Here is a 23,395-nt window from a genome sequence, read left to right on the forward strand (position 1 = left end):
CGGCGGGAGACACTCGGGGGAGATCGCGCGACATGGCTCGAAATCATCGAGACCGTGCTGTGATCGTGAACGCCGTGCCGTCCGGGGCCGTGGTGCTGAATACTTCGGTCATGGCCGGTCCGGTTGCGGTGAGCTGGAGGGGACGGTCGCGTGAGCGAGATACCTGCGCAGGCACATCAGGCCGACGTGCCGCGCGAGACATGGCACGACGCCCTGTGGCACAGCAGTCCGCCTGGCTCGATATATGACTACATAAAGGTCGCCTCCTTCTCGATCGGGCCGGACGGGCTCATCGACCAGTGGAGCCTGCGCGCCGAGGAACTCTTCGGGCTGAGCGCCTCCCAGACCGTGGGACGCGACCCGGTCGACGCCTTCATGCCGCCCGAGCTGCGTCCCGACGCGCACCGCAAGGTCGCCGAGATCCTCGACGGCAAGGAATGGACGGGCCTGATCCCCTTCCGGATCCCGGGCGGGAACGGCGCGCACGGCGTGGCCGAGATCTATGTGATGCCCACCCAGACCGAGACCGCCGAGCGGGCCGCGCTGTGCGTCGTCGTCGACGTGCGCGCGCTGCGCCGGATCGAATCCGACCTCGCGGCTTCACAGGCCATATTCGGCCAATCTCCCTTCGGGTTCCTGCTCTTCGGCACGGACCTCACCGTGCAGCGGGCCAACCGCCGCTTCGCCACCGTCTTCGGGGGCGCCGTCGAGGAGCACCGCGGCCGCACCGTGCACGACTACCTGCCGGCGCACGAGGCCGACCGGATGACCGAAGCCCTGCGCCGGGTACTGGACACCGGGGACTCGGTCACCGATCTGCGGATCACCGGCGCCACCCCCCGCAGCCGGGAGGACCGCCACTGGTCCATCAACCTCTACCGCGTCCACGGCGGCAGCGGCCGCCCCATCGGTGTCGCCGGGATCGGCACCGACGTCACCCGCCGCCACCTCGCCGCCCGCGAGGCCGCCGGGGTCCGGCGCAACCTCGCCCTGCTCAACGAGGCCGGGCACCGCATCGGGAACTCCCTCGACCTGGAGACCACCGCCCGCGAACTCCTCGACGTCACCGTCCCCGGCTTCTGCGACCTGGCCGCCGTCGACCTCTACCAGGGCCTGCTGCTCGGCGACGACGACCGGCCCGCCCGGCCGCAGGGCCCCGGCGTGCCCAGCCTGCCCGGCCAGGGCCCGGCGCGGACGCCCTCGGCCGCCCTGCGCCGGGTGGCCTTCGCCTCCGCCGTCTCCGACGCCCCGCTGTCCGGTCCGGGCGCACCGGTCTCCGTGGGCGACATCCACCGCTACCCGGCCGCGTCTCCGGGCGCGCTGGCCCTGCGTACGGCGCGGCCCCGGCTGATCGAGGGCGGCGGACCGGAGGACCTCGTCCAGTCCACGCTGGTCGTGCCGATGGTCGCCCACGACACCGTGGTCGGGCTCGCGCAGTTCTCCCGCACCAAGGGCAGCGAACCCTTCGGCGAACGCGACCGGGCGGTGGCCGTGGAACTGGCCGCACGGGCCGCCGTATGCATCGACAACGCCCGCCTCTACCGGCGCGAGCACGAGCGGGCACTGATCCTGCAGCGCAGCCTGCTGCCCCCCGGCGACCCGGAGGCGGCCGGCCTCGACATCGCCTGCCGGTACCTGCCCGGCAACGCGGCCACCGAGGTCGGCGGCGACTGGTTCGACGTCATCGAACTCCCCGGACACCGCACCGCGCTGGTCGTCGGCGACGTCATGGGCCGCGGCCTGCGGGCCGCCGTGGCCATGGGAGAACTGCGCACCGCCGTACGGACCCTCGCACTGCTGGACCTCGAACCGGCGGAGGTGCTCACCGCGCTCGACGAGATCGCCCGCGGCCTCGGCGCCCCCGGCGGCTCCCAGCAGGCCTCCCGGGCGGCCCTGCACTCGCGGGACGCGGACCGCTCCGAGGTGTACCTGGCCACCTGCGTGTACGCCGTCTACGACCCGGTGACGCGGCGCTGCACCATCGCCAACGCGGGCCACATGCCGCCCGTGCTGGTCGAACCCCCGGACGAGGCCGGCGTGCCGCGGCCCGCACTGCTCTTGGAGGTGCCGCCCGGAATGCCGCTGGGCGTGGGCGGCGAACCCTTCGAGGAGGTCGAGGTCGACCTGCCGGAGGGCGCCCTGCTGGCCCTCTACACGGACGGACTCGTGGAATCCCGCGACCACCCCCTGGAGGAGGGGCTGCGCGGACTGCGCGCGGCCCTCGCGGACCCGGTCCGGCCGCTGGAGGACGTCTGCGACCACGTGCTGAACACCCTCGACACCCGGCACGGCGAGGACGACATCGCCCTGCTCATGGCACGGGTGCAGGGCCTGCCGCTGGACGCGGTCGGCGACTGGCAACTGCCGCGCGAGGCCCGCTCGGTGGGCCGGGCCCGCGAACTGGCCCGGGCCAAGCTCCCGGCCTGGGGCCTGGAGGGCCTGCTCGACACGACCGAACTGCTGGTCAGCGAACTGGTCACCAACGCCCTGCGCTACGGGGAGGGCGAGATCCGGCTGCGGCTGCTGCTGGACCGCACGCTGGTCTGCGAGGTCTGGGACGCGAACCTGGTCCAGCCCCGCCGCCGGCGCGCCCGCGACACCGACGAGGGCGGCCGCGGCCTCCAGCTGGTCGGCCTGCTCTCGGCGGGCTGGGGCACGCGCCGCACCCACCGCGGCAAGACGGTCTGGTTCGAACTCCCGCTGCCCGGCGCGGCATCGGAGGCCGTCACCGAACTGTCGGCGGAGCAGCTGCTGAGCATGTACGGATAACGAGTGGCGGCCCCGTACCGCGACGGGCAGGGTGCGGGGTGATGAGCGACGAAGACGAGATGTCCTACGCCCGCCACGACCGTCTCGAAGGGCTGCTGCAACGAGGCCGGGGCCTGGGCGCCGTGAGGGCGCTGCAGGACCCGGCGGCGGCCGCGCCGTTCGTGTACGACGGGATCCGGCGGGACTGGCGGTGGGACGGGATCGACGAACGCTCCCTCTACCTGGCCCGCTTGGTCCGGGACCTGGAACTGTCCCCGACGCCGGTCGTGGAACAGCTGGCGGGGGACGAGGACGCATGCCTGCGGGCCGTCCGCGTGCTGGAGCTGCTCGCGCTCTCCGGCTCGGCCGAGGCCCGGGACGGGCTGCGGGCCCACGTCCGGGAGGGCGAGCACTGGGCCGACGTACTGGAGTCGGTCGCGGACCGCTGGCCGGCCGACTGGTGGGAGGACCTGGGCGAGGTCGCCCGGGCCCGCACGGGCCGGGAGGCGCAGCCGCCCTGGCCCCGCGAGCCCTGGATCCGGTTCGGCATCGGGACGCGGGACGTACCGGCCCGGCCGCGCCGGGGCCTGGACGGCCACAGCGACGAGGAGCTGCTCTCGCTGCTGGCCGACACCCGCGGCAGCGACCGCGCGAAGGCGGACGCACTGCGCGAGCTCGCCGGCCGGCCCGCCACGGAAGAGCTGATCCCGCTCGTGCCGTCGCTCGGCGCCTCCGCCGGCGGACGGCCGCTCGCGCCGCTGCGCCGGGCGGTCGAACGCCTCGGAGCCCGGGCCGTGCCGGCCGCGCGCGGGTGGGCGGCGGACGACCGGGAGTGGCTGGCGGAGCTCGGGGTGGACGTACTGGCCGACCACGGGGAGGCCGAGGCGCTGCCCTCGCTCCTCCGCCGGCTCGCGGACCAGTGGGAGGTGCGGGCCTGGTGCGGCCCCGACCCGACCGCGAGGCGGCTGGCCCGCTTCGGGTCCGCCGCCGCCTCGGCCGCGCCCGTCCTGCGGCTCTACTGGCTGCGGAACCCGCACTCCAGCGAACGGCCCGGCTACCTGGAGGCACTGGCCGCCATCGACCCGTCCGGCCTGGACCACGCGCACACCGAATCCCTGTGGGACTGCGAGCAGACGGCCCGCACGCTGGGCATCGCGCACGCCCCGGACCTCCCGGAGGTGCGCGAGCGGCTGGCAGCACTGCGCGAGGACCCGATGGAGGAACCGGAGGTCCGGGCGGCCGCGGCGGAGCGTTCCGCGCAGCTCGCGGAGACGGCTTAGGCCGTCTCTTTCGGATCTTGTCGGCCGAGCCCGCGGCGTCCGGTGCCGTACATGGCAAGGCGGAGGAGCGCACCGCGTACTGGACGTACTCGGGCGCCCCGACAACGCGGCCGGGTGCGGTGCCGGGCGCCGCGGGCCCGGCAAGATCCGGAAGGGACGGCCCAGGGAGCCTAGGCTGCGCGGTCTTGCTTGAGCGCGGCCAGGCGGGCCTCGATCTCCGAGGCCTTGCCCAGGTCGTCCAGGGCTTCGAACTGGGCGTCCAGGGAGGACGCGGCGAGCTCCTGCCTGCCCAGCGCCCGCGCCTCCTCCCGCCGCACCTTGTCCTCGAAACGCGCCAGGTCGCTCGTCGGGTCCATGACGTCGATGTTCTTCACCGCGTCCAGCATCGTGTTCTGCGCCTGCGCCGTCTTCGCCCGGGCCACCAGCTCGTCACGCTTCGCCTGGAGCTCCGTCAGCTTGTTCCGCATCGCGTCCAGGCCCGACTTGAGCTTGTCGACGACCGCCGTCTGGGCGGCGATCGTCGGCTCCGCCACGGCCGCCTCCTTCTCCGACCGGATCTGCCGGCCCAGCGCCACCTTCGCGAGGTTGTCGAACGTGTCGGCGTCCGCCGCCGCACCCGACGCCCGCAGCTCGTCCGCCTTCCTGCTCGCCGCCAGGGCCTTGCCGCCCCACTCGGCGGCCGCCTCCACGTCCTCCTTGTGGTCCGCCTCCAGCATCCGCAGGTTCCCGATCGTCGTCGCGACCGCCTGTTCCGCCTCCGAGATGTTGTTCGTGTAGTCGCGGATCAGCTGGTCCAGCATCTTCTGCGGGTCCTCCGCCTGGTCCAGCAGCGCGTTGATGTTCGCCTTGGCGAGCTGGGTGACGCGGCCGAGGATCGTCTGCTTGCTCATGGTGGGTCTCTCCTGGTCAGGGCCGATGTGTGTGCCGTTCAGAAGCGGCCGCCGCCGCCCATGCGGCCGCGGGTTCCGCCGCCGCCGAAGGAGCCGGGACCGCTGCCGCCCCCGCCGCCCCCGAAACCGCCGGCACCGCCCCCGCCTCCGCCGCCGAAGCCCCCGAAACCGCCCCCGCCGCCCCGCAGGATCTCGCCGAGGATGATCCCGCCCAGTACGGCGCCGCCCTGGCCGCCGCCGTACCGCCGCCCCGCGTACGGGTCCTGGAACGCCCGTACGTCCTGCTCCGCCAGCTCCTGCGCCTGCCGCGCCAGCCCGTCCGCCCGCTGGGCCTCCGCCAGAGCCCCCGCCGGGTCGGCCGCCGCCACCGACACCGCCCGCTCCAGGTGCCGGCCCGCCTCCGCCAGCCGGGTGCGGGCCTGACTGCCCACCGCGCCCCGGGTGGTGGTGATGTAGTCCGTCGCCGCGCCGATCGAACTGCGCGCCGCCAGCAGGGCCTGGTCGAGCAGGGCCACCGCCCGCTGCCGCCCCGACTCCCGTTCCCGCGCCCCGGCCAGCGCCTCGTCGAGGGCCGCGTCGGCCTCCTCGATCCGGCGCAGGGCGTCGATCGGGTCGTACCGGCCGGCCGCCTCCTCCCGCCGTACGTCGGCCAGTACGGCCTCCGCCCGGCCGATCCGCCCGCGCAGGTCCGCCGTCGAGGTCCCCTCCGCGGTGCCGGTGAGCAGCCCGCGGGCGTCCGCGAGGTCGGTGTCCGTCTCGGTGAGCGCGCCCGGCAGCTTCCCGGCCGCCTCCGCCAGTTCCTGCGCCCGCCGCTCGACCGCGTCCACCAGGGTCGCCGCCTGGTCCACCGCGCCCTCGGCGGCCCGTACGTGCACGGCCGCCGTGCCGTTCTCGCCCGCGTCGAGGGCCGCGTGGGCCAGGCCCAGGTTGGTCGCGGTGAACAGCAGCCGGTCCTTGGCCTGTTCGGCGTTGGAGGCGACGGGCGCGGACGCCGAGTCCGCGTACCGCCGGGCCAGCGCCGTCAGCGTCGCCTCGGCGGTGGCGGCGCGCCCGGTCAGGTCCAGGTAGCCCTGCTCCACGGACGCCAGGGCCTGCGGGGCGTTCTTCTCCAGGTCCCGCAGCCGGTCGAAGTCCGCCGACTCGGCGTCCAGCCGCCGGTTCGCCTCCGTGCACCGGGCGACGATCTCGTCCAGCATCCGGCGCCGGGTCGCGTCGTCCTCCGGGTAGGCGTCGTCGAGCTGCTGGCGCAGCCGGAAGGCGTGCGTCAGCTCGTCCTTGGCGAACGCCACGGCCGCGACGAACGGGCGGGCCGCCTCCTCGCCGAACTGGGCCGTCGCGAAACCGAGTTCCTCGGTGCTCGTGCGGACCGCGTCGTCGGTCTCCACCAGCAGGGTCTTGGCCGAGGCGTCCAGCTCCGGCAGCGGGAGCCGGTCCGGCGCCCCCTCGGGCCAGCCCGGCCCGGTCGTCGTACCGCGCCCGCCTCCGGCGGCGTCCCTGCGCTTGCGGCGGGTGTACGTGTACGCCGCGAGCGCCCCGGCCGCGCCGACGGCGACCACCGGGAGCACGAAGTCCCCGGCCCCGCTCTCGCCGCTCTCCTTGCCGCCGGGATCCGCCGGGCCGGGGGTGATGGTGGGCACGGGGACCGGCTGACCGCCGAGGACGGCGTTGTAGCCGTTGGCCGCGCCGATGGCGGCGCCCGCCCAGTCGTTCTGCCTCAGGGCGGGCTCGATGGCGGTCTGCGCGACGGTGGCCAGCTGCTGCTCGGTGAAACCGGAGTCGACATCGGCCGAATAGGCGTACTGGCGGGCCCCGGTCGCCACGGCCAGCAGGACGTCGTTCTGGCCGAGGCCGTTGCGCTGCGCGGTGGCGTCGGCCCAGCTCTGGGCGGAGCGCCCGGAGAAGTCCCGTACGTAGGCGACGAAGAGCTGGATCCTCCGGTCGGCGTACAGCTTGTCGAGCGCGGCGGTGACGGCGCCCTTCCGGTCGCCCAGGGCCCCCACGAGGTCGGTGATCTGCCCCTGCTGGGACAGGGTGACGGGATCCTCGGCCCGCGCGGGCACCGCCCCGGCCGCGCCCCAGCCGCCGACCGCGAGCAGCCCGGCCGCGAGGGCGAGCCCGGCCCGTACGGACGTCCTGCGGCGCGGTCTGCTTCTCGGCGGAATCACAATTCGGAGGTTATGGGTGGTTCCCGGGCCCCGCATTCGGAGTCGTACCGGTGACCGCCCCGCCCGGGCCCTCCCTCGGGGGTGTCTCGGGCCCGGGCCCGGGTCCGTCAGCCCTGCCGGCGCCCGATCTTGTTCCCCAGCCACACCAGCGGGTCGTACTTGCGGTCCACCGCCCGCTCCTTCAGCGGGATCAGCGCATTGTCGGTGATCTTGATGCCCTCCGGGCAGACCTCCGTACAGCACTTGGTGATGTTGCAGTAACCGAGCCCGTGCTCCTCCTGCGCGGTCCGTTTGCGGTCCAGGCCCGCCTCCGCCGCCGCGTCCAGCGGGTGCATGTCCAGCTCCGCCACCCGCATCAGGAAGCGCGGGCCGGCGAAGGCGCCCTTGTTCTCCTCGTGGTCACGCACCACGTGACAGGTGTCCTGGCACAGGAAGCACTCGATGCACTTCCTGAACTCCTGCGAGCGCTCCACGTCGATCTGCTGCATCCGGTACTCGCCCGGGGCCACCCCCTCCGGCGGGACGAACGCCGGCACCTCCCGCGCCTTCGTGTAGTTGAAGGACACGTCCGTCACCAGGTCCCGGACCACCGGGAAGGCGCGCAGCGGGGTGACCGTGATCGTCTCGGACCGCTCGAAGGTCGACATGCGCGTCATGCACATCAGCCGCGGCCGGCCGTTGACCTCCGCGCTGCACGAGCCGCACTTGCCCGCCTTGCAGTTCCAGCGCACCGCCAGGTCCGAGGCCTGGGTGGCCTGGAGCCGGTGGACGATGTCCAGGACCACCTCCCCGTCGTGCACCTCGACGGTGAAGTCCCGCAGTTCCCCGCCCTCCGCGTCGCCCCGCCAGATCCGGAAGCTCGCGTCGTACGTACTCATTCGTACAGCTCCTCTTCGGCGAGGTACTTGACCAGCTCTTCCTTCTCGAAGAGCGCGAGCAGGTCGGGACGGATGGGCTCGGTGCGGGTCCGTTCGAGGGCGATCCGGTCGGCGGCCGGGTCCTGCGGCGCCGGGTCCACCGGGCGGCACAGCAGGTTCACCGGCCGCCAGCCGCGCTCCATCGACGGGCAGTCCTCACGGGTGTGCCCGCCCCGGCTCTCGGTGCGCTCCAGGGCCGCGCGGGCCACGCACTCGCTGACCAGCAGCATGTTCCGCAGGTCCAGGGCGAGGTGCCAGCCGGGGTTGAACTGCCGGTGTCCCTCGACACCGGCCCGGGCGGCCCGTACGCGCAGGGTCGCGAGCCTCTCCAGCGCCTCGGCCATCTCGCCCGCACGCCGGATGATGCCGACGAGGTCGTTCATGGTCGTCTGCAGCTCCTGGTGGAGCGTGTACGGGTTCTCCGCGCCCTCGGCGGCGTGGAAGGGGGCCAGCGCCTCCGTCGCCGCCGCGTCGATCTCCGCCTGGGCGACCGCCGGGCGTCCGGCTGAGTCGGCGTACTGCGCCGCGTGCAGCCCGGCCCGCCGTCCGAAGACCAGCAGGTCGGAGAGGGAGTTGCCGCCGAGCCGGTTCGAGCCGTGCATCCCGCCCGCGACCTCACCCGCCGCGAACAGCCCCGGCACCCCGACGGTGGCGGCGGACTCCGAGTCGACCGCGATCCCGCCCATCACGTAGTGGCAGGTCGGGCCGACCTCCATCGGCTCCGCCGTGATGTCCACGTCCGCCAGCTCCTTGAACTGGTGGTACATCGACGGGAGCCGCCGCTTGATCCGCTCGGCCGGCATCCGGGTGGACACGTCGAGGAACACGCCGCCGTGCGGTGAGCCGCGGCCCGCCTTCACCTCGGAGTTGATCGCCCGCGCCACCTCGTCGCGCGGCAGCAGCTCGGGCGGGCGCCGGTTGTGGTCCGGGTCCTCGTACCAGCGGTCGCCCTCCTCCTCCGACTCGGCGTACTTCTCCTTGAAGACGTCGGGGACGTAGTCGAACATGAACCGCTTGCCCTCGGAGTTGCGCAGCACCCCGCCGTCACCGCGCACGGACTCGGTGACGAGGATGCCCTTGACCGACGGCGGCCAGACCATGCCGGTCGGGTGGAACTGCACGAACTCCATGTTGAGCAGGGGCGCGCCCGCGAGCAGGGCCAGCGCGTGGCCGTCGCCCGTGTACTCCCAGGAGTTGGAGGTGGTCTTGAAGGACTTGCCGATCCCGCCCGTGGCGAGGACGACCGCCGGGGCCTCCAGCACGAAGAAGCGGCCGGTCTCGCGCTCGTAGCAGAAGGCCCCCGAGACCCTCGGCCCCTCCTTCAGGACCCTGGTGACCGTGCATTCCTGGAAGACCTTGAGCCGGGCCTCGTGGTCCCCGTACTCCTTGAAGTCCTCCTGCTGGAGCTGGACGATCTTCTGCTGGAGCGTGCGGATCAGCTCCAGGCCGGTCCGGTCGCCGACGTGGGCGAGGCGCGGGTACTCGTGCCCGCCGAAGTTGCGCTGGGAGATCTTCCCGTCGGGCGTCCGGTCGAAGAGCGCGCCCCAGGTCTCCAGCTCCCAGACCCGGTCCGGGGCCTCCTTCGCGTGGAGTTCCGCCATCCGCCACTGGTTGAGGAACTTGCCGCCGCGCATGGTGTCGCGGAAGTGCACCTGCCAGTTGTCGCCCTCGTTGACGTTGCCCATGGAGGCGGCGATCCCGCCCTCCGCCATCACCGTATGGGCCTTGCCGAACAGGGACTTGCAGATCACGGCCGTACGGGCGCCGCGCTCGCGGGCCTCGATCGCGGCCCGCAGCCCGGCACCCCCGGCGCCGACCACGACCACGTCCCACTGCTGCCGTTCCACTTGAGCCATCTCAGAAGATCCTCGGGTCGGTGAAGGCGCCGCTGGCCAGCAGGTACACGTAGAAGTCGCACAGGGCCACGCTGATCAGCGAGGCCCACGCCAGCTGCATGTGGCGGGCGTTGAGGCGGCTGATCCAGCCCCAGAGCCGGTAGCGCACCGGGTGCTTCGAGAAGTGCTTGAGCCGGCCGCCCATGATGTGGCGGCAGGAGTGGCAGGACAGGGTGTAGGCCCAGATCAGCGTGATGTTGACCAGGAACAGCAGGGTTCCGAGGCCCATGTGGCCCCAGGCGTAGTGCTCGTCGCGGAAGGTCAGCACCGTGTCGTACGTGAGGATGCCCGCGACCGGGACCGCCGCGTAGAAGAAGTACCGGTGCGCGTTCTGGAGGATCAGCGGGAAGCGGGTCTCGCCGGTGTACCTCGTGTGGGGTTCGGCGACGGCGCAGGCGGGCGGTGAGGCCCAGAAGCCCCGGTAGTAGGCCTTGCGGTAGTAGTAGCAGGTCAGCCGGAAGCCGAGCGGGAAGACCAGGATCAGCAGGGCGGGGGACAGGCCCCACCAGCTGCCGAAGATCTCCCAGTTGGGCCCGCCCTTCATCGGGACGCAGTTCTCCGCGAGACACGGGGAGTAGAAGGGGGAGACGTACGGGGCCGCGTAGTAGTCGGCGTTCGCGAAGGCCCGCCAGGTCGAGTAGACGATGAAGGCGAACAGCCCGGCCGCGGTGCCGGCGGGGGCCAGCCACCACCGGTCGGTCCGCAGGTGCCGGGCCGCGATCGCGGCCCGTGAGGCGTCGTGGACGCCGCCGGGCCGCTGCTGGGGTCGTTCCGTGCCTGTGGCCAAAGAAGACTCCGGGAGGAGTGATGAGGGGTGCCCCGGACGGTCCGGCCGCGGACGGCCGGACCGGACGGGGCGTGGGTGGATGCGGGTCCGGGACGGGCTGCCTCAGGGGGCGCGGCGGTCGCGGGCGCCCAGGCCCTCGTCGTCGGAGTCCGTCCACAGGGAGCTGTCGTACGGGGTGTCCGGGACCGTCACCATCCGGGACGGGTCCGGACCCGCCGCCGTCGTCGACGGCTTCTGCCGGGCGGCCTGCTGTTCCAGCCGCTCGACCTTGCGCGTCAGCTCGTCCAGGTTGCGCCGTACGGCACTCAGATCGTCTTGCAGGGACATGATTTGCCCTCACTTCCGCCAGGTGCGGTGGCAACGCTCATGTGCGCCTGCGAGTGTCGCGCTTCCCGTCCCCCGTTGTGAAGGGACGTGCAGCGATTGCGGGCGCGCAGGCGTGAACCGTGCGCCCCTCCCTGCCCCCCATTCTCATCCCTCTCCCGGGGGAACGCCTCCTGCCGCGCAAACGGGATTGGTCCGCACGGGTGGGGTTCGCGGCGTGGCGAGAGGCGGCTGCGAGGGGTGCGGCGGAGCGTCGATTTCAGTGGGTTCCGGCAACCGGTGTGATCAGCTCCATATACCGCCGAACGTGATCATGCTTCCCCCACGCCCCGCCCCGGAGGTACCACCCATGTCCCAGAGAAGGCGCAGGTCCTTGGCGCTCCTGACCTCGGGAGTCCTCGCACTGCCGCTGCTCACGGGCTGCGGCGCGGGTGACGACGAGGGCGGTCAGGCCGCCGCAGGACAGGACATCGCCCCGACCACCCGCGACAAGGTCGCGGACGGGGGTGTGCTGCGCTGGGCGGTGGACACGCTCCCGGACACCCTCAACACCTTCCAGGCCGACGCGGACGCCACCACCAACAGGATCGCCGGCGCCGTGCTGCCCCAGCTCTTCGTGCTGGACGCCAAGGGCCGGCCGGTGGCCAACCCGGACTACCTGGAGAAGGCCGAGGTCATCGAGCGGGAGCCGAAGCAGGTCGTCCAGTACAAGCTGAACCAGAAGGCGGTGTGGAGCGACGGGCGTGAGATCGGCGCCGCCGACTTCGTGGCGCAGTGGCGGGCCCTGAACGGCAAGGACTCGGCGTTCTGGACGGCGCGCAACGCCGGCTACGACCGGATCGAGAAGATCGAGAAGGGCAAGACGGACCTGGAGGTCAGGGTCACCTTCAACAAGCCGTACGCCGACTGGCGCTCCCTCTTCACCCCGCTCTACCCCAAGCAGGTCACCGGTACCCCGGAGGCCTTCAACGAGGGCGCCCGCGGCGCGCTGAAGATCACCGCCGGACCCTTCGCGCTCGGCGCGATCGACAAGAAGACCGGGACCGCCGCCCTGACCCGCAACGCCCGCTGGTGGGGCCGGCAGGCCAAGCTGGACACGCTGATCCTGACGGCGGTGCCACGGGCCGAGCGCCCGGCGGCGCTGGCCGCCGGGAAGCTCGATCTGGCGGAGATCGACCGGGCCGGGGCCGACCGGATCGCACTGGCCCGCCGGGACGCGGCCGCCAAGAAGGGACCGGGCGCGGGCGGCGCCCCGGCCCACGGCCCGGAGGCCGCGCTGACCCCGGCGCAGGCCACGCTGTCCTGGGCGACCGCCTTCGGGGCGGACGAGGAGAAGGCGGCGGCGGAGACGGAGAGCCGTCAGAAGCACCTCGCCTCGGTCAAGCGGTACGCGGACGAGCAGACGGCGCTGAAGGCCTTCACCGTACGGAAGTCCCTGGAGCCGGCCTACACCCAGCTCGCGATGAACGGGGCCTCCGGCCCGCTGGCGGACGAGCGGGTGCGCCGGGCGGTGGCCCGGGCCCTGGACCGCCGGGCGCTGGCCGAGGCGGTGCTCAAGCCGCTCGGCCTGCCCGCGAAGCCGGTCGGCAGCCACCTGGCCCTGGCCGGGCAGCGGGCGTACGCCGACAACAGCGACGCGCTCGGCGGCCTGGACCCCCACGCGGCCCAGGCCCTGTTCGCGGACGCGGGCTGGCGCAAGGGCGGCAAGCTCACCGAGCCCGCGGGCGCAAAGGCCGGCCCGGAGAGCGCGCCGCAGGACGACTCGAAGACCCCGTCGGGCCCGGGCACCGGAAACGACGGGCTCTACATCGTGGGCCAGGACGACGGGGCCAACGGCGAGCCGCGGGAGGCGACCGCGGACCGCCCGAAGGCCGACACCGCCCCGGCACAGGCCCAGGACGGGCCGTCCCAGGTGCTCGCCCCGGCCCCCTTCGGGGCCCAGCAGCGGGCGTCCCTGCTCGCCCAGGCGGCCCGGGTCGCCCGGGCGGCCCGGGCGGAGGCCGCCGAGGACGACGGCAAGGGGGTCCCGGCCCGCGACGGCGAGGCCGACCCCGCCAAGGCCTCCCCGGCCCCGGCCCCCGCCAAGCAGCCCGTCCGCACCTCCGGCAGCATGCTCGCCAAGGACGGCAAGGCGCTGAGCCTGCGCTTCGTCCTCCCGGCGGGCCCCGGCTCGGAGTCCCTGCGCACGGTCGGCGAGCGGATCGCCGGGATGCTCCGCAAGGTCGGCGTGAACACCGAGACGATCAAGGTGGCCGACGAGAGCTTCTTCAAGGACCACATCGCCTCCGGCCAGTACGACCTGGCCCTGTACTCCTGGCCCGCGACGGCCTACCCGGCCACCGACGCCCGGCCCATCTTCGCCAAGCCGGAGCCGGCCGCGGACGGCTCGCTCCTCGTCGAACAGAACTACACCCGGGTCGGCACCGACCACATCGACCAGCTCTTCGACCAGGCGCTCGGCGAGCTGGACGAGGAGCAGTCCCGCGAGCTGATGCGCAAGGCGGACGCCCGGATCTGGGCCGCGGCCGGCTCCATCCCCCTCTTCCAGCGCCCGGAGCTGGTGGCGGTCAAGCCGGGCCTCGCCAACGCCGGCGCCTTCGGCCTCGGCGCCCCCCGCTACCAGGACATCGGCTGGAAGAAGGCGCCGACCGCGAAGGACAAGAAGAAGTAGGGCGGGAGAAGAAGTGATGACAAAGCGGTGCCTGTCTGGTTGACCGCAGGGTCGCAAGCTCAGATGTGACTCAAGTCCCTTGCCCGCCGGATCCTCCGGCGGGCAAGGTCGTGCGTACCCGTTGACCCGTGCGATTACCAGCAGGAACGGCGGTCGAGCCACCCCACGCAGCGCTCGGCCGCACTCATTCATCCGGCCTCTTGACAGACCCCCCGGCAGGCGGTTCCCGCCACGCGACGTACCATGGGGTAAGGCCGTGGCAGGTTTTCGCCCGGCCGAGGCGCGCGTGCCGGACCGTACGCGACGCCATCCACGATCCCGGGAGAAGCGCCGAAGTGCCCACGCGCCACGACATCCGTAACGTCGCCATCGTCGCCCACGTCGACCATGGCAAGACGACCATCGTCGATGCCATGCTCAAGCAGGCCGGTGCCTTCGCCGCCCACCAGCACCTCGACGACCGCATGATGGACTCGAACGACCTGGAGCGTGAGAAGGGCATCACGATCCTCGCCAAGAACACGGCGGTGAAGTATCACCCCAAGGACGGCGGGGCCCCGATCACGATCAACATCATCGACACCCCCGGCCACGCCGACTTCGGTGGTGAGGTCGAGCGCGGTCTGTCGATGGTGGACGCCGTCGTTCTGCTGGTGGACGCCTCCGAGGGTCCGCTGCCCCAGACCCGCTTCGTCCTGCGCAAGGCCCTGCAGGCGAAGATGCCGGTCATCCTCTGCATCAACAAGACCGACCGCCCGGACTCCCGGATCGACGCCGTCGTCAACGAGACGTACGACCTCTTCCTGGACCTGGACGCGGACGAGGACCAGATCGAGTTCCCGATCGTCTACGCCTGCGGCCGTGACGGCGTGGCCTCGCTGACCAAGCCCGAGGACGGCACCGTCCCCGCGGACAGCGACAGCCTGGAGCCGTTCTTCTCCACCATCCTGGAGCACGTCCCCGCCCCGGTGTACGACGAGGAGGCCCCCCTCCAGGCCCACGTCACGAACCTGGACGCCGACAACTTCCTCGGCCGCATCGCGCTCCTGCGCGTCGAGCAGGGCGAGCTGCGCAAGGGCCAGACCGTCACCTGGATCAAGCGTGACGGCACCCAGTCGAACGTCCGCATCACCGAGCTGATGATGACCGAGGCGCTCACCCGCAAGCCGGCCGAGATGGCGGGCCCGGGTGACATCTGCGCGGTCGCCGGTATCCCCGACATCATGATCGGTGAGACCCTGGCCGACCCGGAGAACCCGATCGCGCTCCCGCTGATCTCGGTCGACGAGCCGGCGATCTCCATGACCATCGGTACGAACACCTCCCCGATGGTCGGCCGCGGCGGCAGCGGCAAGGGCGCGGACGCCAAGTCCGCGGTCAAGGACCGCAAGGTCACCGCGCGCCAGGTCAAGGACCGTCTGGACCGCGAGCTGATCGGCAACGTCTCGCTCCGCGTGCTGGAGACCGAGCGTCCGGACGCCTGGGAGGTCCAGGGCCGTGGTGAGCTCGCGCTCGCCATCCTGGTCGAGCAGATGCGCCGCGAGGGCTTCGAGCTGACCATCGGCAAGCCGCAGGTGGTCACGCAGGAGATCGACGGCAAGGTGCACGAGCCGGTCGAGCGCATGACGATCGACGTCCCCGAGGAGCACATGGGCGCGGTCACGCAGCTCATGGGCGTCCGCAAGGGCCGCATGGACAACATGTCGAACCACGGCTCCGGCTGGGTCCGCATGGAGTTCGTCGTCCCGTCGCGCGGTCTCATCGGCTTCCGTACGGAGTTCCTGACCGGTACGCGCGGCACGGGCATCGCCCACTCGATCCACGAGGGCCACGAGCCGTGGTTCGGCCAGCTGGTGACCCGTAACAACGGTTCGCTGGTCGCCGACCGCGCCGGCTCCGTGACGCCGTTCGCGATGATCAACCTGCAGGAGCGCGGCGTCCTGTTCACCGACCCCGGCACCGAGGTGTACGAGGGCATGATCGTCGGCGAGAACTCGCGCTCCGACGACATGGACGTGAACATCACCAAGGAGAAGAAGCTCACCAACATGCGTGCGGCTTCCGCGGACAACACCGAGAACGTGGTGCCGCCCCGCAAGCTGTCGCTGGAGCAGTCCCTGGAGTTCTGCCGCGACGACGAGTGCGTCGAGGTGACCCCGGAGGCCGTCCGCATCCGCAAGGTCGTCCTGGACCAGAAGGACCGCTCGCGCACCGCGTCGCGCGCCAAGTCCGCCAAGTAACAACAGCCGTACGGCCGTTCGCCCGGGTTTGCTCGGGCGGCGGCCACGGCGGGCGTAGCCGCCCGCAGGGCCCTGGTAGTGCAGCAGCCCCTCTCTTCACGGAGTCCGTGAAGAGAGGGGCTGTTCGCTTCTGTCAAGCGGATTTTTGCGTTCAGGTGTCCGCATACCGACCGTGACGCTCCGGATGATGAGCTAACCGTCCGTTTCGCACGTGTCTGTCTCCTATCCGTTTGTCCGGATTTCGGGTTTCTGACGCGGATCGATGTTGTGAAAACGAGACCACTTAAGTGTGGTTTACGGCCTGGCAGTCCCTGAGGATGGCTCCATTGAGCTCGGGTCAATGGGTCACGCGATGTGGGGATCGCGCCGACTCACGAGCACACTATGGGCACGGAAATGCTCGCCGTCAGGGGTGTCGGCGAGGTTTTTTTGCCCCTCAAGTCGATCAGTGGACTCATGAGGAGGAAACCCATGCGCGGTGCCAAGAGCGCCAAGTGGGTCGTGGGCGCGGTTGTCGTCGCCCTGGCCGCTACCGCCTGTGGCGGCGGTGACGGTGACAGCAAGGACAAGGGAAGCGCCGACGGTGGCGTGTTCCGTCTCGGTAGCACCGAGCCGGACACCATCGACCCGGGGCGTGCCCACGAGTCCACCGGTGTCCTGCTGGCCAACGCCCTGTTCACCGGCCTGTACGGAAACACGCCGGACGGCCTGGCCGAGCCCGCGCTCGCCGAGTCGGCGACGTCGGACGAGGGTTGCACGTCCTGGACCTTCAAGATCAAGCCCGACACCAAGTTCTCCAACGGCGAGGTCGTCGACGCCGAGTCGTTCGCCCGTGGTTGGGCCCGTGCCGCGCACAAGGCCGCCGCGTCCGACGTGGCGTACCACTTCGCCGGCATCAAGGGTTACGCCGAGCTGCAGGACGGCTCCGCCAAGACCTTCTCCGGTGTCACCACCCCGGACCCGACCACCATCAAGGTGGACCTGTCCAAGGCGGACTGCGAGTTCGTCCTGAAGACGGCGCACAACGCCTACAGCCCGGTCCCGAAGGTCGCCAAGGTCGGCGAAGAGGACAAGGCGTTCGGCGAGGCCCCCATCGGCAACGGTCCGTTCAAGATGGACGGCACGTGGGAGCACAACAAGTCGATCAACCTCGTCCGTAACGACACCTACGGGCTCGAGAAGGCGTCCCTGGGCAAGGTCCAGGTCACCCTCCTCAACGACAAGACCGCGCAGCAGCTCGAGTACGACGGCTTCCAGGCCGGCACCTTCGACTACGCGCACATCCCGACGCCGATGCTGAAGACGGCCGAGGCGAAGTACAAGCCGCAGAACAAGTGGTTCGCCAAGGACACCAACGGCATGAACTTCGTTCTGCCGATCGGTGACAACGGTCCGACGAACAACAAGGACGCCCGTCTGGCGATCTCCTACGCGATCGACCGTCAGGCCATCGCCAAGGGTGTCTTCCAGGGCTTCCAGACCCCGTCGACCACCATCGTGCCGCCGTCGTTCCCGAAGGCGTACCAGAAGGACCTGTGCGTCTCCTGCGTCAAGCAGGACGTCGCCAAGGCCAAGGAGCACGCCGAGAAGGGCGGCCTGAAGCCGGGTACCGAGATCAAGTTCAGCTTCAACACCGGTGCGGGCCACGAAGAGTGGGTCCAGGCCATCGCGAAGCAGCTCGAGGACGTTCTCGGCGTCAAGGTCAAGCTGGACGGCAAGGACTTCCCGGGCATGCTCAAGGAGCAGCAGGGTGGCGGCGCCACCGGCATCTACCGCTTCGCGTGGGGCGCGGACTACCCGACCCCGGAGAACTTCCTGTTCCCGCTGCTGCACTCGACCTCGATGTCCAAGGACGCCGAGGGCAACGTGACCGGTGACAACCGCGTCCGTTACAACAACCCCGAGTTCGACAAGCTGATCGACACGGCCCGTGGCACCAAGGACGAGGCCGCGCGACTGGCGATGTACAAGCAGGCCGAGAAGATGGCCATGGACGACATGGCCCTCATCCCGACCTTCAACCGTTCCCAGTTCCGCCTGATGGCGACCGACAAGTTCAACGGTCTGGACGACATCAACTTCAACGAGGACCCGATCCTCGAGAAGATCTCGCTCAAGAAGTAATCGGTTCGGACGGTATATCCGTCAGGAGCGAACGTGCCGCGGCCCCCGGGTGACCGGTGGGCCGCGGCCCCGCTCGGCAGGCCGTTTTTACTTCGGCACCCCTCACATCCGCGGGCAATCCCCGCAGGCCGAGAGCCGGCCCGTTCCTTGGGCCGGAGGCCGCTGCTCCCAGAAGCGGCCAGGTAGAGAGGCACAAACATGGGAAGGTACGTCGCCCGTCGCCTCGGGCAGATGGTCATAGTCCTCATCGGCGCGACCATGGTTCTGTTCGCTTGTCTGTTCGTTCTCCCCGGTGACCCCGTGGGTTCGATCGCGGGCAGCGACAAGGCACGCGACCCTGCAGTGGTCGCGGAACTGAAGGCGCGTTACGGGCTCGACAAGTCGCTGCCCGAGCAGTATGTGAACTACGTGGCAAAGGTCGCGACCGGAGACCTCGGCGAGGACTTCGTCCAGCGCCGCGAGGTGTCCGAAATCCTCGGCCCCAAGCTGCAGAACACCGCGAAGCTGGCCCTGCTGGCCATCGTCCTCGTCACGGTGTTCGGTATGGGGGTCGGCATCATCGCCGCCCTCTACAGATACAGCATCTTGGACATGGCCACGACATTTTTTACGACCATGGCCGTCGGCTTCCCGACGTTCGTGATCGGCATGCTGCTCATGAAGTACTTCGCCGTGGAACTCCAGTGGTTCCCGCAGCTCGGCGGCGACAAGCTCGAAGGCATGGTCCTTCCCGCGGTCACCCTCGCGATCACCGACATCGCGTTCGTCGCCCGCCTCACCCGCGGCACGATGCTCGAGGTGCTGCGCGCGGACTACGTGAAGACGGCCGTGGCCAAGGGACTTCCGCGCCGGCGCGTGCTCTTCAAGCACGTACTCCGCAACTCGTCCATCCCCGTGGTCACCTACCTGGGCATCTCGTTCGGCGGACTCCTCGGTGGTGCGCTCATCACTGAGGCGATCTTCAACTGGGACGGTGTCGGTCTGGCACTGGTTCAGGCGATTCAGCAGCAGAACAACCCGATTGTGATCGGCGTCGTGACCTACAGCGTCGCCATCTTCGTCGTCCTCAGCCTCATCGTGGACCTGCTGTACGCGGCCCTCGACCCGCGTATCCGCCTCAGCTGACCGCCCCCAAGGAGGATTTCCTCATGTCTGAGCTCGCAACGAGCCCGGCGATCGGGGACGAGAACCCCGTGTCGTCCGCTTCGGCCCCGGCCGAACCCCGACCCAAGCAACTGAGCCAGTGGGGCGAGATCCGCCACCGCTTCGTCCAGAACAAGCTGGCCGTCGTCGGCCTCGTGATCATCTCGCTGCTGTTCCTGACGGCGATCTTCGGGAACATGCTCACCCCGTTCGACCCCGGTGCGCAGGACCTCGAGAACACCCTCGCCTCGCCCAACGGCACCCACTGGATGGGTACCGACGCCCTGGGCCGCGACATGTTCTCGCGCCTCATAGCCGGTACCCGCGTGGCCATGTTCGTCGGCCTCGCCTCGATCTTCTTCGCGGTGCTGATCGGTGTCGCCCTCGGCGCCATCGCCGGTTACTTCGCCGGCTTCGCCGACACGCTGGTCATGCGCATCGCGGACGTGTTCCTCGCGTTCCCGCTGATGATCGGCGCCGTCGTCATCATCCTGGTCACCGGTCGCGGCATCACCCCGGTGGTCATCTCGCTCGCGATCTTCTCGTGGGCGACCGTGTCCAGGCTCCTGCGCAGCTCGATCCTGTCGGTGCGCGAGATGGACTACGTCCACGCGGCCAAGGCACTCGGCGCGAGCGGCTGGCGGATCGTGCGCACGCACATCCTGCCCAACTCGCTGACCGCCGTGCTGGTCTACGCGACCTTCAACGTCGGCACCACGATCGTCGGTGTCGCGGCGCTGTCCTTCCTCGGCGCCGGCGTCCCCGTCGACGTCCCCGAGTGGGGCAACATGCTGGCGGCCGGTCAGGGCTTCATCGGTGTCAACGACTACCTGTGGTACTTCCCCAGCCTGTTCGTCGTCATCACCGTGCTCGGCTTCGCCTTCGTCGGCGACGGCCTGCGTGACGCGCTCGACCCGAAGCTCCGGTAGGGCCGCCCGATGCCCCGAGACAACATCAGCAAGCAGGACGAAGGTGGCGGCGTGACCACGTCGGAGATTCTCAGCGTTGCGGAGACGGGCGGCGGATCCGCCGTGCCGCTGCTGGAGGTCGACAACCTCCAGGTCGAGTTCAAGACCCGTGACGGGGTCGCCAAGGCCGTCAACGGCGTGAGCTACAGCGTCAGCGCCGGCGAGACCCTCGCCGTGCTCGGCGAGTCCGGCTCCGGCAAGTCCGTCACCGCTCAGGCGATCATGGGCATCCTCGACAGCCCGCCCGGACGGGTGTCCGGCGGCGAGGTGCGCTTCCACGGCAAGGACATCCTCAAGATGTCCGACGAGGAGCGCCGCAAGCTCCGTGGCGACAAGATGGCGATGATCTTCCAGGACGCGCTGTCCTCGCTGAACCCGGTCTACTCGGTGGGCGACCAGCTCGGCGAGATGTTCCGGGTCCACCGCGGCATGTCCAAGAAGGACTCGAAGGTCAAGGCCATCGAGCTCATGGACCGCGTGAAGATCCCCGCCGCCAAGGCGCGCGTGGGCGACTACCCGCACCAGTTCTCCGGCGGTATGCGCCAGCGCATCATGATCGCCATGGCGCTGGCCCTGGAGCCCGACCTGATCATCGCCGACGAGCCGACCACGGCCCTCGACGTGACGGTCCAGGCACAGGTCATGGACCTGCTCGCGGAGCTCCAGCGCGAGATGAACATGGGCCTGATCCTGATCACGCACGACCTCGGCGTCGTCGCCGACGTCGCGGACAAGATCGCGGTCATGTACGCGGGCCGGATCGTCGAGACCGCTCCGGTCCACGAGATCTACAAGCGCCCGTCCCACCCGTACACCCGTGGCCTGCTGGACTCGATCCCGCGCCTGGACCAGAAGGGCCAGGAGCTCTACGCGATCAAGGGCCTGCCGCCCAACCTGCTCCGCATCCCGGCGGGCTGTGCCTTCAGCCCCCGGTGCCCCAAGGCGCAGGACATCTGCCGTACGGAGATCCCGGTGCTGCACCCGGTCACCGAGCAGGACGGCACCGAACTGCCCGGCCGCGGCAGCGCGTGCCACTTCTGGAAGGACCAGATCCATGGCTGAGCTCAGCAAGACGACCACCGAGCGCGAGCCGATCCTCCAGGTCCGTAACCTGGTCAAGCACTTCCCGCTGACCCAGGGCATTCTGTTCAAGAAGCAGGTCGGTGCGGTCAAGGCCGTCGACGGGATCTCCTTCGACCTGTACCGGGGCGAGACCCTCGGCATCGTGGGCGAGTCCGGCTGTGGCAAGTCCACGGTCGCCAAGCTCCTGATGAACCTGGAGCGGGCCACCGCCGGCGAGGTCTTCTACAAGGGCCAGGACATCACCAAGCTGTCCGGCCGCGCGCTGAAGGCCGTCCGCCGCAACATCCAGATGGTGTTCCAGGACCCGTACACCTCGCTGAACCCGCGCATGACGGTCGGCGACATCATCGGGGAGACCTTCGAGATCCACCCCGAGGTGGCCCCGAAGGGCGACCGGCGCCGCAAGGTCCAGGAGCTCCTGGACGTCGTGGGCCTGAACCCGGAGTACATCAACCGGTACCCGCACCAGTTCTCCGGCGGTCAGCGCCAGCGCATCGGCATCGCCCGCGGCCTCGCGCTCAACCCGGAGATCATCATCTGCGACGAGCCGGTCTCCGCGCTCGACGTGTCGGTGCAGGCCCAGGTCATCAACCTGATGGAGAAGCTGCAGGACGAGTTCAACCTCTCCTACCTCTTCATCGCGCACGACCTCTCGATCGTCCGGCACATCTCGGACCGCGTGGGCGTCATGTACCTGGGCAAGATGGCCGAGATCGGCTCCGACGCCGAGATCTACGAGCACCCGACCCACCCGTACACCCAGGCGCTGCTCTCCGCCGTCCCGGTCCCGGACCCGGAGGCGCGCGAGGGCCGCGAGCGGATCATCCTCACCGGTGACGTCCCGTCCCCGGCCAACCCGCCGTCGGGCTGCCGCTTCCGCACCCGCTGCTGGAAGGCCCAGGACAAGTGCTCCACCGAGGAGCCGCTGCTGGCGATCCCGGAGCGCTTCAAGGGCGTGAACACCCTGGCCGCGCACGAGTCCGCGTGCCACTTCGCCGAGGAGAAGGCCATCCTGGCCGTCTGACCGACGCGTTGCTTTCGACGGCTGGTCCCCGGTGCCGCACGGCGCCGGGGACCAGCCGTTTCCGCGTCCGGTCCGGGACCCGGGGAAACCGGTTGCGCCCCCGCGAGCCGGGGACGGAGAGTGACGGCATGACCCTCACCGTACGGCCCGCCGGGCCCGGGGACGCGGCCGACATCTGCGCCCTGCTCAATGCCGTCGACGTGATCGAGATCGGCCGCCCGGAGACCGATCTCGGCACCGTCGAGTCCGATCTCAACGCCCCGGACGTGGACCTGGCCACCGATTCCTGGCTCGCGCACGAGGACGGCCGGCTCGTGGCCTACGCCCTCGTCTGGGCGGACTCCGGCCCGGGCCGCGTCGACGGGGACCACTACGTACTGCCCGGACACGACGAGGCCGCCGCCTCGCTGCTGGAGCGCATGGAGGCCCGGGCCCGGGAGCTGACCGGCGGTCAGGGCGTGCTGAGAATGCAGCTCAACGTGCGGCCCACCCTCGACCTGTCCCTCCTGACCGGCCGCGGCTACCGCACCATCCGCCGCTACCAGGTCATGACCCGCTCCCTGTCACCGGCCGCCGACCCGGCGCCGACCCCGCCGGACGGGCTCACCCTGCGCCACTGCGGCGAGGACGAGGCCGACCGCCACCGGGCCCACGCCCTGATCGAGCGGACCTTCGCCGCGCACTTCGGCCATGTGGACCGCCCGTACCAGACCTGGCTCGACCACATGGAGGGCCGCACGCTCGACTGGTCGCTGGTGTGGATCGCGAGCCTGCCCGGCCACGGCGACGTGGCCGTGCTGCTCACCCGGGACGACCGGACGAGCATGGCCTGGATCAGCCACCTCGGCGTGGCGAAGGAGGTACGGGGCCTGGGCCTCGGCGGCTTCCTGCTCCGCCACTGCTTCGCCGTCTACGCGGAGCGCGGCCGGGACTGCGTGGGCCTCGGCGTGGACACCCACAACGAGACCGGTGCGCTCGCGCTGTACGAGGCGCACGGCATGGGCCTGCACTACGCGGTCGACTCGTGGGAGCTTTCGTTGCACCCCCAGGGGTGACAGGGGCGGGACGCGCGGGTGCAATCGGTCCAACCAGGAGTGTGCAGGGCCCCACATAGGGTGACATTGGCCCCTAAGCGA

16 protein-coding genes are annotated in these 23,395 nt (G+C 70.8%); 10 read left to right on the top strand and 6 right to left on the bottom strand.

Annotation, left to right across the window (positions count from 1 at the left end; translation table 11 throughout):
* Positions 1-150: 150 nt before the first annotated feature.
* Together JYK04_RS27125 and JYK04_RS27130 are read left to right on the top strand one after the other, a co-directional pair.
* Complete coding sequence (locus tag JYK04_RS27125) at positions 151-2,769, top strand: SpoIIE family protein phosphatase (protein ID WP_229874960.1); 2,619 nt, start codon at positions 151-153, stop codon at positions 2,767-2,769.
* A 41-nt stretch (positions 2,770-2,810) separates the two neighbouring features.
* Positions 2,811-4,028: a hypothetical protein gene (locus JYK04_RS27130; protein WP_189732828.1), complete on the top strand. Its 1,218-nt coding sequence runs from the start codon at positions 2,811-2,813 to the stop codon at positions 4,026-4,028.
* Positions 4,029-4,198: 170 nt separating this feature from the next.
* Here the strand turns inward: JYK04_RS27130 and JYK04_RS27135 are convergent, their stop codons facing one another.
* The 6 genes from JYK04_RS27135 to JYK04_RS27160 form a co-directional block, all read right to left on the bottom strand.
* Positions 4,199-4,918: a PspA/IM30 family protein gene (locus JYK04_RS27135; RefSeq protein ID WP_189732826.1), complete on the bottom strand. Its 720-nt coding sequence runs from the start codon at positions 4,916-4,918 to the stop codon at positions 4,199-4,201.
* 38 nt (positions 4,919-4,956) lie between these two features.
* Positions 4,957-7,083, bottom strand: coding sequence for a TPM domain-containing protein (locus tag JYK04_RS27140; protein ID WP_373317593.1), 2,127 nt, complete (start codon positions 7,081-7,083; stop codon positions 4,957-4,959).
* 107 nt (positions 7,084-7,190) lie between these two features.
* On the bottom strand, positions 7,191-7,961 hold the full coding sequence (locus tag JYK04_RS27145) for a succinate dehydrogenase/fumarate reductase iron-sulfur subunit (protein WP_189732822.1): 771 nt from the start codon (positions 7,959-7,961) through the stop codon (positions 7,191-7,193).
* Positions 7,958-9,856 (bottom strand): fumarate reductase/succinate dehydrogenase flavoprotein subunit, encoded by a 1,899-nt coding sequence (locus tag JYK04_RS27150; RefSeq protein WP_189732820.1) that lies wholly within the window; start codon positions 9,854-9,856, stop codon positions 7,958-7,960. The genes JYK04_RS27145 and JYK04_RS27150 overlap by 4 nt, the downstream gene beginning before the upstream one ends.
* A gap of 1 nt (position 9,857) precedes the next feature.
* Positions 9,858-10,682 (bottom strand): hypothetical protein, encoded by an 825-nt coding sequence (locus JYK04_RS27155; RefSeq protein ID WP_189732818.1) that lies wholly within the window; start codon positions 10,680-10,682, stop codon positions 9,858-9,860.
* A gap of 102 nt (positions 10,683-10,784) precedes the next feature.
* Positions 10,785-11,009 carry a hypothetical protein gene (locus tag JYK04_RS27160; protein ID WP_030385851.1) on the bottom strand — a complete coding sequence of 75 codons (225 nt, stop codon included), beginning with the start codon at positions 11,007-11,009 and terminating at the stop codon, positions 10,785-10,787.
* A gap of 346 nt (positions 11,010-11,355) precedes the next feature.
* Here JYK04_RS27160 and JYK04_RS27165 point away from each other — a divergent pair, with 346 nt between their 5' ends.
* From JYK04_RS27165 to JYK04_RS27200, 8 genes are all read left to right on the top strand, one after another.
* Positions 11,356-13,677 carry an ABC transporter family substrate-binding protein gene (locus tag JYK04_RS27165; RefSeq protein ID WP_229874959.1) on the top strand — a complete coding sequence of 774 codons (2,322 nt, stop codon included), beginning with the start codon at positions 11,356-11,358 and terminating at the stop codon, positions 13,675-13,677.
* Between the two features lie 335 nt (positions 13,678-14,012).
* Positions 14,013-15,917: a translational GTPase TypA gene (typA, locus tag JYK04_RS27170; RefSeq protein WP_189732816.1), complete on the top strand. Its 1,905-nt coding sequence runs from the start codon at positions 14,013-14,015 to the stop codon at positions 15,915-15,917.
* Positions 15,918-16,388: 471 nt separating this feature from the next.
* Entirely contained in the window at positions 16,389-18,041 is a 1,653-nt protein-coding gene (locus JYK04_RS27175; protein ID WP_229874958.1) for a peptide ABC transporter substrate-binding protein, read from the top strand.
* A gap of 198 nt (positions 18,042-18,239) precedes the next feature.
* Positions 18,240-19,166 carry an ABC transporter permease gene (locus JYK04_RS27180; RefSeq protein WP_189732812.1) on the top strand — a complete coding sequence of 309 codons (927 nt, stop codon included), beginning with the start codon at positions 18,240-18,242 and terminating at the stop codon, positions 19,164-19,166.
* A gap of 23 nt (positions 19,167-19,189) precedes the next feature.
* Positions 19,190-20,113: an ABC transporter permease gene (locus JYK04_RS27185; protein ID WP_189732810.1), complete on the top strand. Its 924-nt coding sequence runs from the start codon at positions 19,190-19,192 to the stop codon at positions 20,111-20,113.
* Between the two features lie 9 nt (positions 20,114-20,122).
* Entirely contained in the window at positions 20,123-21,214 is a 1,092-nt protein-coding gene (locus JYK04_RS27190) for an ABC transporter ATP-binding protein (RefSeq protein ID WP_189732808.1), read from the top strand.
* Complete coding sequence (locus tag JYK04_RS27195; protein WP_189732806.1) at positions 21,207-22,259, top strand: ABC transporter ATP-binding protein; 1,053 nt, start codon at positions 21,207-21,209, stop codon at positions 22,257-22,259. Before JYK04_RS27190 ends, JYK04_RS27195 begins: the two co-directional genes overlap by 8 nt.
* A 128-nt stretch (positions 22,260-22,387) precedes the next feature.
* The gene (locus JYK04_RS27200) at positions 22,388-23,314 is read left to right on the top strand and encodes a GNAT family N-acetyltransferase (RefSeq protein ID WP_189732804.1); all 927 of its coding nucleotides are present in this window, start codon (positions 22,388-22,390) and stop codon (positions 23,312-23,314) included.
* The last annotated feature ends 81 nt before the right edge of the window (positions 23,315-23,395 follow it).

It is taken from the genome of Streptomyces nojiriensis (assembly GCF_017639205.1).
GTDB classification, from domain to species: Bacteria; Actinomycetota; Actinomycetes; order Streptomycetales; family Streptomycetaceae; genus Streptomyces; species Streptomyces nojiriensis.